Genomic DNA, 8,275 nt, shown 5'->3' on the forward strand with positions numbered 1-8,275 from the left:
GGTCGATGACCCAGCGGACCCGGTACCGCCTGCTCGGCCTGTCCATGGTGCTCGTCATGGCGCTGCTGCCGGCGCTGACGGCCGCCCTGTTCAACAAGGCGTTCACCCCTGTCACGAAGGTGACCGTGCGGGCCGAGCGGGCGGGCCTGCAACTGCTGCCGCGCTCGGACGTCAAGGTGCGCGGCCTGATCGTCGGGGAGGTGCGCGGCACCCGGGCCACCGCCGACGGGGCGGTCATCGAGCTGGCGCTCGACCCGGACCGGGCGAAGCTGATCCCCGGGAACGTCCAGGCACGGCTGCTGCCCAAGACGCTGTTCGGCGAGAAGTACGTCGACCTGCACATCCCGGCGCGGGCCGCGGCGCCGGGGCTGCGCGCGGGCCAGGTGATCCAGCAGGACAGGTCGCAGACCGCGGTGGAGATCGACCGGCTGCTCACCAACCTGCTGCCGCTGCTGCGGGCCGTCCGCCCGGAGAAGCTCAACGCCACGCTGAACGCGATCGCCACCGCGCTCCAGGGCCGCGGCGACCAGATCGGTCGCAACCTGGAGCAGGCGGACGCGCTGCTGAAGAAGATCAACCCCGAGCTGGGCACGCTCGTGTACGACCTGCGCGCGCTGTCGGACGTCTCCGACATCTACGCGGCGGCGGCCCCCGACCTGCTGAACACGCTGCGGAACATCAACGTGACCAGCACGACGATCAACGCCAGGAGGGGCACCATCGAGGACATCATCCCGATGGTCACCGACCTGTCCGGCAAGGGCGACCGGTTCATGCGCGAGAACGGCCCCAAGATCATCGGGGTGAACATCGCGAACCGGGACGTGCTGGCCCTGGTGGCGCGGTACTCGCCGTCGCTGCCGTGCGTGTTCGAGGGCCTGACCAGGTACCGGCCGCTGGCCGAGGAGGCGGGCGGCGGCAAGACCCCGACGTTCAACCTGACCGTCGAGATCGTCAAGCCGCGTCCGGCGTACAAGTACCCGCTCGACCTCCCCGAGGCCAAGGACCAGCGCAACCCGCGCTGCTACGGCCTGCCGGACCCGCAGGTGCCGTTCCCCGACTACTTGGCCCTGGACGGGACGCAGGACGACCTGTGGTGGCGCAACCCGCATGACCCGAACGACCAGGACCCGCACGGCGCGTCCGGCACCCGCGGACGGGCCCTGTCCAGCGTCTTCGTCGATCCCGGCACGGGCATGAGCGAGCGAGAGAAGATCAGGAACATCGTGGGGCCGATGATCCAGACCCCCGCCGACCGGGTCCCGGACGTGGCCGAGCTGCTGTACGGGCCGCTGCTGCGCGGATCGGTGGTGAACCTGGGATGAGGACCACCGGCGCGGCGATCAAGCTGCTGATCTTCGTGGTGGCCACCTCGGTCGCCACCGGGGTGCTGGCGATGACCATCGGCAACGTCCGGTTCGCCGACACTCGCAGCTACAACGCGATCATCTCCGATGTGACCGGGCTGCTGGAGAACGACGACGTCCGGGTGGCGGGCGTGCGCGTCGGCCAGGTGGAGAGGATCCGGCTGCACGAGGGCAACCGTGCCAAGGTCACCTTCAGCGTCAACGCCGACGGCGTCTTCGCGGCGGGGCTGCCCTCGTCCACCCGCGTGAACGTGCGGTACCGCAACCTCATGGGGCAGCGCTACCTGGCGCTGACCGAGGGGCCCGGCGCTCCGAACGACTACCTGCGCCCCGGCGGCACCATCCCGATCGGCCAGACCCAGCCGGCGCTGGACCTCACGGTCCTGTTCAACGGGTTCCGCCCGCTGTTCACGGCGCTGGAGCCGGGCGAGGTCAACAAGCTGGCGTTCCAGATCGTGCAGACGTTGCAGGGCGAGGCCGGGACGGTCAACAGCCTGCTGGCGCACGTCGCGTCGCTGACCAACACGCTGGCCGACCGCGACCGGGTGATCGGGCAGGTGATCACCAACCTGAACCAGGTGCTGGGCACCATCGAGGCGCGGCACACCGAGGTCGACCGGATGATCACCGATCTGCGCGGCCTCGTGAGCGGGATCGCCGGCGACCGGCAGGCGATCTTCGACTCGGTGGCGGCCATCAACCAGCTCACCGGCACCACGGCGGGCCTGCTCCGGCAGGCCCGGCCCGCCCTCCGCAACGACATCGCCGGCCTGCGGGAGCTCACCGAGACCCTGAACGAGAACGGCCCCGTCATCGACAGAAGCCTGAAGACGGCCCCCGGCCGGCTGGAGGGTCTGGTCAACATCTCCTCCTACGGCTCCTGGTTCAACATGTACATCTGCGGCTTGGACGCCCGGGTGCGGCTGCCGGGCGGCCCCGTCTACCAGACCCCGTCGATCGTGAACGAGAACGCGAGGTGCAAGTAGATGAGGGTCCCGTTCCGGGAGCGCGACCCCGTTCCCATCGGCCTCACCGCGTTCGCCGTGATCGCGGTGGCGCTGCTGCTGGCGCTGAACCTGGACGGCCTCCCGCTCGTCTCCGGCGGCCGCGAGTACTCCGCCGCGTTCCGCGAGGCCGCCGGGCTCAAGAAGAACGAGGAGGTCCGCGTCGCCGGGGTCAAGGTCGGCGAGGTCACCGGCCTGGAGCTGGAGGGCGACCATGTCAAGGTCACCTTCCGCGTGGACGAGGACGTGCGGCTGGGCGAGCAGACCCGGGCCGACATCAAGATCAAGACGGTGCTCGGCGCCCACTACCTGGCGCTGGAACCGCGCGGGCGCGGCCGGCTGGAGCGCCAGATCCCGCTCGCCAACACCTCGGTGCCGTACGAGGTCGTCCCCACGATCGGCGAGCTGGCCCGGCAGCGGCTCAACAAGATCGACCACCGGGAGGTGGCGCGGTCGTTCGACGTGCTGGCCGACACCTTCCGCAACTCGCCCGAGGAGATCCGCGGGTCGCTGCAGGGCCTGCGCCGGCTGTCGGAGACGATCGCCTCGCGGGACGACGAGCTGCACGAGCTGACCCAGCGCGCCGCCGACGTCTCCCAGCTCCTGGCCGACCGCAACCAGGACTTCGCCAAGCTGATCAAGGACAGTGACCGGATCCTCCAGGCGGTCCAGGCCAGGCGGCAGGTGATCCACCAGCTCCTGGTGAACACCGTGGTGCTGTCCCAGCAGGTCAACGCGCTGATCAAGGAGAACGAACGGCAGTTGCGCCCGATGCTGGACAACCTGGAGAAGGTCAACCGGATCCTGCTGAAGAACCAGCAGAACCTGGACCGGATCCTGCAACTGTTCGCCCCGTACGCGCGGCAGTTCGCCGACGTGACCGGCAGCGGGCGCTGGTTCGACGCCTACATCCAGAACCTGATCCCCATTCCCGCGTCCATCCAGAACCAGCCGTCCCAGGGCGACCAGGGTGGATCCGGCTCGCAACCCGGTGGCGGGCAGCCCGGAGGCAACCGCACCAACCCGCTTCCTTTCCTCCCGTAAGCAAGCAGGCAGGTCATCGTGCGCAGCGCTAGTACCGACCCCCAGGCGGGGACCCGTCCCCGCCTCTCAGCCGCGGCTCTCCGCGCCGCAGGGGCGATCCTCGCGGTCGCCCTGCTGGCGGCGGCGCTCGTGGTGCTGACGCGGGGGCCGGAGCAGCGTCACCTCACGGCGTACTTCACCCGGGCGGTCGGCCTCTACCCGGGCGCGGACGTGCGCATCCTCGGCATCAGCGTCGGCAAGGTCACCAAGGTCACGCCCGTGGGCGACGCGGTCAAGGTCGAGCTGGAGTACGACGCCAAGTACAAGGTCCCGGCCAACGCCCAGGCCATGCTGGTGAACCAGACGGTCGTGGCCGACAGGTTCATCCAGCTCGCCCCCGTCTACAAGGGCGGGCCCGTGATGCCGGACGGCTACACGCTGGCCGTCAGCCGTACCCAGGTGCCGGTCGAGGTGGACGAGATCGGCAAGGGGCTGAACGACCTGAGCACGGCGCTGGGCCCCGAGGGCGCCAACCAGAACGGCGCGCTGTCGCGGCTGCTCCAGGTCGGCGCGAACACCCTGCAGGGCCAGGGAACCGATATCCGGCAGACGATCGACGACACGTCCCGGATGCTGAGCACGCTCAGCGCCGACCGCGAGGACGTGGCCACGACGATCCGCAACCTGCGGATCATCACGGCCACGCTGCGCGCCAACGACCAGCAGATCCGGCAGTTCAACGGCCGGCTGAACGGGGTCTCCGGGCAGCTCGCGGCGGAGAAGGAGGAGCTGAGCGCGGCGCTGAACACCCTCGGGCCGACGCTGCGCGCCGTGCAGCGGTTCGTCAAGGAGAACCGGGGGCGGCTGGCCGTGGACGTCCGGCAGCTCGCCCAGCTCACCGCGATCCTGGTGAAGGAGAAGGACGCCTTCGCCGAGCTGCTCGTCCAGGGGCCGCTGGCCGTCACCAACCTGGCGCGGGCCTACGACCCGATCAGCGGCACCATCCACAGCCGGGCCGACCTGCGCCAGTTCCACGACCTGGCCGACTGGATCTGCTCGCTGGCGCACTCGGTGGGCGCGCCGCCGCAGCAGTGCCTGAACTTCCTGCAACCGGTCAACGGGATCGGCAAGGTGCTGACGTCCCTCACCCTCGACCTGTCCTGGATCACCGCGCTGACCACGCACTACGACCCCGAGCCGATCCCTCCGGACGCCTACGGCCCCAAGGGCCGCGGAGGCGGCCAGGACCGGCCGTCCCAGCAGGCCCAGCCCCAGACCCAGCAGGCCCAGCGGGGCGGGGCGGGGGACATCCGCGCCCTGCTGCCGGGAGGTGGTGGCCGATGAGGCGGCTCGCACGGCTGGGGATCGCGGCGCTCGCCTGCGCGACCGCGCTCTCGGGCTGCGGCTTCCGGGGCGTGGACTCGCTGCCGCTGCCCGGCGGCCCCGACCTCGGCGACGACCCCAGGACGGTGCGGATCGAGTTCGCCAACGTGCTGGACCTGGTGCCGCAGTCGGTGGTCAAGGTCAACGACGTCTCGGTCGGCAAGGTGGAGAAGATCGACCTGGCCGGCGGGCAGGGCGGCTGGCGGGCCGTGGTGACCGTCAAGCTGCGCCGCGACACCCGCCTGCCCGACAACGCCGTCGCGACCATCGGGCAGACCAGCCTGCTGGGCGAGAAGTTCGTGTCGCTGTCCAACCCGCCGAAGGGCGAGACGCCGCAGGGCGAGCTGGACACCGGCGACCTGATCCCGCTCTCGCGGACGATGCGGTACCGGCCCGCCGACATCGAGGAGGTGCTGTCGGCGATGTCGATGCTGCTGAACGGCGGCGGCCTGGAGCAGATCTCCACCATCACCCGGGAGCTCAACACCGCGATGGACGGCCGCACGTCCACGATCAAGTCGGTGCTGCACCGGGTGGACACGTTCGTGGGCACCCTGGACCGCAACCGCGCCGACATCACCCGGGCGATCGACAGCATCGACCGGCTGACCGGCAAGCTGGCGGCCGAGCGGCGCACCATCGCCGACACCGTCGACAAGACCGGCCCGGCGCTGGCCGTCCTGAACCGCAACCGGGCCGACCTGACCAAGATGCTGGTGGCGCTGGACAAGCTGTCCCGCACCACCACGGACGTGATCAAGCGGTCGCAGGCCGACCTGCTGGCCAACCTCCGGGAGCTGGACACCATCCTGCGCAACCTCAACAAGGCCGGCGCGGACCTGCCCAGGAACCTCGGCGCCCTGATCACCTGGCCGTTCCCCGAGACCTTCGACAACGCGGTCAAGGGCGACTACGGCAACGTGCGGCTCACCCTCGACCTGGACCTCCAGAGCATCGCGCAGAACCTGTTCGGCGGCACCGAGCTGGAGGGGCTGCTCGGCGGCGGGCAGCGGATGCGCACCATGCTCACGGTCCCGAACGTGACGCTGCCGGAGACCCCGCTGGGCGTGCTGCCCGAGATCCCCGGCGGCGCCGGTGGCGGCGCTCCGGGCGGCGGGCTGCCCGGGCTCCCGGGCGCGGGCGGCGGCGGGCTGCCCGGGCTCGGCGACGTCATCCCGTCCACGGGCGGCGGAAACGGGGGCGCCCGGCCGCGCTCGCTGGGCCCCGAGCCCGGCCGGGCCGACCTGCGCACCCTGATGACGGGGGGCCTGTCGTGATCCTCAAGTTCGGCGTCAAGCTCCAGCTGATCGCGTTCGCGGTCATCACGGTCGTCGGCGTCACGATCGTCTCGGTCAACTACATCGGCGTGGGCCGCGACCTGCTGGGCCGCGAGTACACCGCCTACGTCGACCTCACCGACTCCGGCGGGGTGTTCACCAACGCTGAGGTCACCTACCGTGGCGTCCCGGTCGGGCGGGTCGGCCCGATCCAGCTCACCAAGGACGGCATCAGGGTCAGGCTGCGGCTCGAACGCGGCCGGCGGATCCCGCGCGAGGGCACGACCGCCGTGGTGGCCAACCGGTCCGCGGTGGGCGAGCAGTACATCGACCTGCAACCGAGCAGATCCGAAGGCCCGTATCTGGACGAGGGCGAGCCGTACACCATTCCGAGGCACATGACCCGGCTCCCCGTCCCCACCGCCGACCTGCTGCGCAACGTCGACAAGCTGGTGTCGTCGGTGAACCCGAGGGACGTCGGGACGTTGGTGGACGAGCTGGACAAGGCGTTCTCCGGTTCGGCCTCCGACCTTCAGGCGATCCTGGACGACACCGACCGGCTCCTCCGGACCGTGGACCGCTCCTACCCCGACACCAAGCGGCTGCTGGACGACGGCGCGGTCGTCCTGAACACCCAGCGCGCGCATGGTGCCGACATCGCGGGCTTCGCGCGGAACCTGAACGAGCTGACCACCCAGTTGCGCAAGGACGACCCTGCGCTGCGCGGCACCCTCGACGCGACCCCCGGCGCGGTCGTCCAGGCGGACAAGGCGATCGACGACCTGGCGCCCGCGCTGCCGGTGCTGCTGGCCAACATGACCACGACCGGGCAGATCATCACGTCCCGGCAGGCGGGGCTGCGGTCGCTGTTCATCCTGTACCCGTTGACGCTGGGCGGCGCGTTCACCGTGAACCCCGGCGACGGCACCCAGCATCTCGGCCTCGCGCTCAACATCGACGAGCCGCCGCCGTGCGAGGCCGGCTACAAGCAGGTGCCCAGGCGCTGGCCGACCGACACCTCCGAGCGGAAGCCGCGCCTGGACGCGGGCTGTAAGCTGCCGCGGAACTCCGAGACCGCCGTCCGCGGGTCCCGGAACTGGCCGCGGGACGCCGTCCAGCCGCCGCCGTGGGTCCCGCCGGGGGCCACCGACGGGGCGGGCTTCCCGCCGGGCGGCTCCACCGGCGATTCCGGGGACGGCGCGCGCGGCGGCTCCAAGGACGACGCCAAGGCGGCGGGGGAGCGGCGTCCCGAGACCGAGCCCGGCAACACCCTCTATGTGCCGCTTTCATCACAGACGGTGCAGATAGCCGGATACGATCCTTCGACCGGTGTCGTGTACGGGCCGGACGGCAAGCGCTACGGGCTCGGCTACTCCGGCGGCCAGCAGCGGCTGCTGGGCGACGCCTCGTGGAAGATGCTGCTGCTCGGGCCGCTGACCCGATGACGCCCGTCCCGGCGCGGGCGGACGACAACCCGAATCCGGACCTGAATCCGATCTGAATCCGACTGAGGAGACGACGCGATGAAGTACGGCGCGACCGACGCGGTCGACGCCGCGTCGCGGGGCCGTGGTGACGGCGTCACCGCGATCGTCCTGGGCGTGATCGCCGTGGTGCTCGCCACGGCGGTGGCGACGTACGGCTACACCCAGTGGTGGAAGCCCAGGGAACTGGACAGGCAGCGGGCCGCGGCCACGCAGGCGGCCCGGCAGACCGCCGTCAACCTGGCCAGCCTGGACTACCGCGAGGTGCAGAAGGGCATCGACCGGGTGCTGGCCGGGATGACCGGCGACGTGAAGAACCAGTGGGCGACCCAGGCCAAGGTCATCAGCGACACCGCGACCAGGACCAAGTCGGTCTCGCAGGTCCAGCAGGTCCGCGCCGGGGTGATCTCGATGGACGGCGACTCCGCCGAGGTGATGGTGGCGATCAACGCGACCACCACGAGCCCGACGGTGAAGCAGGGCGCGCCGCGCTACTACCGCTTCGAGATGACGCTCACCCGGGTCGGCGACCGCTGGCTCGTCTCCAAGATGGGGATGGTCCCATGACGAAGGCAGGAGCGCGCCGGACCGAGGACAGGGCCGAGGACCGGGCCAGGAAGGCGGAGGAGGCCCGCGAGCGGGCCGCCGAGGCCGCCAGGAGGGCGAGGGAGGCCGAGGCGGAGGCGGCGGCCGCGCTCCGCGAGGCCGAGGAGGCCGAGGCGGCGGCCCAAGCGGAG

At 71.0% G+C, this 8,275-nt stretch carries 7 protein-coding genes; all 7 read left to right on the plus strand.

Annotated elements, in window-relative coordinates:
* The first annotated feature begins 5 nt into the window (after positions 1-5).
* The 7 genes from ACGWYJ_RS35420 (at position 6) to ACGWYJ_RS35450 (ending at position 8,105) form a co-directional block, all read left to right on the plus strand.
* Entirely contained in the window at positions 6-1,325 is a 1,320-nt protein-coding gene (locus ACGWYJ_RS35420) for an MCE family protein (RefSeq protein ID WP_395110934.1), read from the plus strand.
* Positions 1,322-2,353: an MCE family protein gene (locus ACGWYJ_RS35425; RefSeq protein WP_395110935.1), complete on the plus strand. Its 1,032-nt coding sequence runs from the start codon at positions 1,322-1,324 to the stop codon at positions 2,351-2,353. Before ACGWYJ_RS35420 ends, ACGWYJ_RS35425 begins: the two co-directional genes overlap by 4 nt.
* Complete coding sequence (locus ACGWYJ_RS35430; RefSeq protein WP_395110936.1) at positions 2,354-3,415, plus strand: MCE family protein; 1,062 nt, start codon at positions 2,354-2,356, stop codon at positions 3,413-3,415. It begins immediately after the preceding gene.
* A gap of 18 nt (positions 3,416-3,433) precedes the next feature.
* The gene (locus tag ACGWYJ_RS35435; protein ID WP_395110937.1) at positions 3,434-4,738 is read left to right on the plus strand and encodes an MCE family protein; all 1,305 of its coding nucleotides are present in this window, start codon (positions 3,434-3,436) and stop codon (positions 4,736-4,738) included.
* Positions 4,735-6,054, plus strand: coding sequence for an MCE family protein (locus ACGWYJ_RS35440; protein WP_395110938.1), 1,320 nt, complete (start codon positions 4,735-4,737; stop codon positions 6,052-6,054). The genes ACGWYJ_RS35435 and ACGWYJ_RS35440 overlap by 4 nt, the downstream gene beginning before the upstream one ends.
* Positions 6,051-7,499 carry an MCE family protein gene (locus tag ACGWYJ_RS35445; protein WP_395110939.1) on the plus strand — a complete coding sequence of 483 codons (1,449 nt, stop codon included), beginning with the start codon at positions 6,051-6,053 and terminating at the stop codon, positions 7,497-7,499. The genes ACGWYJ_RS35440 and ACGWYJ_RS35445 overlap by 4 nt, the downstream gene beginning before the upstream one ends.
* A 78-nt stretch (positions 7,500-7,577) precedes the next feature.
* Entirely contained in the window at positions 7,578-8,105 is a 528-nt protein-coding gene (locus tag ACGWYJ_RS35450) for a hypothetical protein (protein WP_395110940.1), read from the plus strand.
* Positions 8,106-8,275 lie beyond the last annotated feature (170 nt).

It is taken from the genome of Actinomadura sp. SCN-SB, assembly GCF_043906805.1.
GTDB lineage: Bacteria > Actinomycetota > Actinomycetes > Streptosporangiales > Streptosporangiaceae > Spirillospora.